This window comes from Paramuribaculum intestinale, from assembly GCF_003024925.1.
Lineage (GTDB): Bacteria > Bacteroidota > Bacteroidia > Bacteroidales > Muribaculaceae > Paramuribaculum > Paramuribaculum intestinale.
This window is the reverse complement of sequence record NZ_PUED01000253.1, coordinates 1-2,680: the sequence shown is the minus strand read 5'-3', so window position 1 is coordinate 2,680 and position 2,680 is coordinate 1. Positions and strand designations below refer to the sequence as shown.

Here is a 2,680-nt window from a genome sequence, read left to right as displayed (position 1 = left end):
TATACGCTGTCCACCTGGTTCTGCTCGAGTCCGGTCCGGCAGCGCCAGATGTTTTTAAGGGACAGGTCCTCAGTGGCGGTCGCTTGGGCTGTGGCTTCGGTCGCCCGGCTCTCGTTCTTTTCGCCGTTAATGACTGCCCGGCCCGTAGTGATACTTTTCACGTTGGGGGGCTTCGCCTTCGTGCCGTCCTCAATGGATCCGCCCGGAACTATCGCGTTAAGCCAATCGGGGGCGGTGCTGTCGGAAGGAAGCGTAGGAACTTCGCCGGGGTAAAATTCCACCTTGGCGAAGTCTATAACTACGTTCTTCTTCTCGTCGGTCTGCACGTTGGTAATTATTGCGGTCTGCCCTGTGGCTTCGGTGTGCTGCTGTCCGGCGGTCGTCGCTGTAAGCTGCGCTTCGGCCTGGGTTTTGGTCGCCGTTGTCTTCCGGGTGGTGGAACAGCCGGAAAGGAAGAAGGCGACGGCGGCTATTAGGAAAATGGCTATTCGTGTCATACGTCGGGGAAGGTTACTTTTTTAGCGGGGTTCGTGTTGTGGGTAAGGCTTCCGTACTGAATACGGTTAAGGCGGTTAAGCCAGCCTTTCCTAAACCGCTTTTGTGAAGGGTTGGCGGCTATGATGCCTTCAATGAAGGCGACGCGGGCGGCCTTAATCTTGTCGAACAGGACGCGGGGCGGCTGTGCGTTAAGGGCGGCTAAGGTCTTGTCGCCTACAATGCCGTCCACCGTTACGCCGAGAAGAGCCTGCACCTTGGTTATTCCGTGCTTGCCGGAAGCCCATACCCAATCGACGACAATGTTAGCGACGGACTGCGAAGTAATGCGGTCGGCTTTCCACCGGTTCCAATAGTGGGGACGCATAACACGCTCCACCGCGTCGGTGTCGGTTATCTTCTTGAGGTCGTCTACGTCGATGTCGCCGTCGCCGTCCTTGTCGTAGCCAACTTGTCGCCACGTCGCAATAGTAACGCCTTTGTTGGTCGCTCCGCCCCGGTCTAAGGGGTCGTTTACAAAGCCGCCTTCGTGCGACAAAATGAAGGGGGCTAAAATTGCTAAATTTGCCATGCTGTGTTAATATTGGTTAGTCAATGAAGGCGGGCAGAATGTACTGAATATTCATAGCGGCTTCGTGAAGAATGGCGCGGGCTTCGGCTTCGTCTATCTTCTGCCCGTGGGTAAACTCGCAAAAGATTGAGCCTACCCAATCGTGCGAATTATCGGAAAGTCGCTTTATTATTACCTGCTCCGTGCCACACGACGAAAGTAAAGATTTTGCGTAGCGGTCGGTTACTTGGTTGTCTATGTCAGTTATGAACATAAACAAGTTCTTAGTAAGGTCGGCGCAAAACTTCGCTACGTCGCACATTTTTAGGTTTTGAATACGCGGCTTCATGCTCTCCACTCCTTTGCGTTTGCTTTCAAAGTAGATGCTTACCATGCTTTCGTTGCCTAATGGGTGCGGCTGAACTATATAAACCCGGTCGGCTTTAAGTTCATGAAGTATTTCCCACAATTCGCCGTGGACTAATGCCGAATTGTCGGAACGCCGCTTACGCTTTACTTCGTTGTCGCGCTGCATCTGCTCTACCTTCAAGTCGGTAAGTTTATTTTTTGCGTATTGGTTGTAACTGAACCACGCGGTAATAATCACAGCCAACGCGCTAATTATTTCGGGTAAATACTCCATCGTTGTATAGGTTGGTTAGTACCCGGCCCCGGCGAGGTCTACCTTAACCATCGCCTTAATCTCGGCGACGCGGCGAAGGTGCGCGGTATAGCGTTCTTCGGCTTCCTTGGCTTCGGCTTCCTCTACAAGTCCGGCGCGGGCGGCGTTGTAGTCGTTAATCAGTCCGAACTCTTCCGTTTCCGAAACTTCGGCGCGGATGACGGCGCGGGTTATGTCCTTGTAATTGGGCGTTCCCCATAGCTGCACCGTGTTGCAGTCGTAGGTCGTGCGGGTCTGCGGCGTGGTGTCTGCCACGTCCACGCCTTCGGCGTCGTCTGCGACGGCCTGGGGTTCCACTTCCTCGACGCGCTCCACGATGTTGTAGTTGTAGTAGTACGCGCCGTTACCGAGTGGCTGAATAGCCAACGGTCTAACGTCTGAATTTGATTTCATACGGGCTTATTTTATTAAGTTTGTTAATAAGGTATTGGCTATCGCTGTATTTTAGCCAAGCCCACCACGGCGCAATAGCCTGTAAGAAGTCTTCCCGTGATATAGGGTGCTTGGCTTTCCTCAACTTGGCAATTTTCCGGCAAAGGCTTCGCTTTATTCCCTTCCTTATCCGTGTTTCGTTCAGGTAAAAGACGAAGCCTAAAAAGTCAATGCCCCGGCCGTGCTTGTCGCTGCTGTCTAAGGCTACCGGGAAAATTTGCTTATTCCGCTTTACTTCTATCCGTAGTTTTACGTTGGTGTAGTCTTCGATGTCCGCTAACAAACGGTGCAAAAACTCTTTGTCGTTGGAAAGTATGCCAAAATCGTCGGCGTAATTTATAAGCCACTTAACGCCCTTCTTCTCCTTCAAGTAATGACAAAGGTAAGTTATATAAAGGTTCGATAAGTACGGGCTTATTGGACTACCCAACATAACGCCTTCCTCGCTGTCTATAATGGCGTCCAATACGCGAAGGATCCGTTTGTCCTTTATGCTCCTTCGGACGATGCCTTTTAGAACG

General features: G+C 51.9%; 5 protein-coding genes. All 5 read right to left on the bottom strand.

Annotated features, from left to right (window positions below; genetic code table 11):
- Window positions 1-497: hypothetical protein (locus C5O24_RS12350; RefSeq protein ID WP_133165580.1), on the bottom strand; the 497-nt coding region annotated here is incomplete at its 3' end.
- Window positions 494-1,066: a glycoside hydrolase family 108 protein gene (locus C5O24_RS12345; protein WP_107035314.1), complete on the bottom strand. Its 573-nt coding sequence runs from the start codon at window positions 1,064-1,066 to the stop codon at window positions 494-496. The genes C5O24_RS12345 and C5O24_RS12350, both read right to left, overlap by 4 nt.
- Before the next feature lie 16 nt (window positions 1,067-1,082).
- Complete coding sequence (locus tag C5O24_RS12340) at window positions 1,083-1,688, bottom strand: RNA-binding protein (RefSeq protein ID WP_107035313.1); 606 nt, start codon at window positions 1,686-1,688, stop codon at window positions 1,083-1,085.
- 15 nt (window positions 1,689-1,703) lie between these two features.
- Entirely contained in the window at window positions 1,704-2,120 is a 417-nt protein-coding gene (locus tag C5O24_RS12335) for a hypothetical protein (protein ID WP_133165579.1), read from the bottom strand.
- A partial coding sequence (locus C5O24_RS12330) for a reverse transcriptase domain-containing protein (RefSeq protein ID WP_240605008.1) occupies window positions 2,098-2,680 on the bottom strand: 583 nt, incomplete at its 5' end. The genes C5O24_RS12330 and C5O24_RS12335, both read right to left, overlap by 23 nt.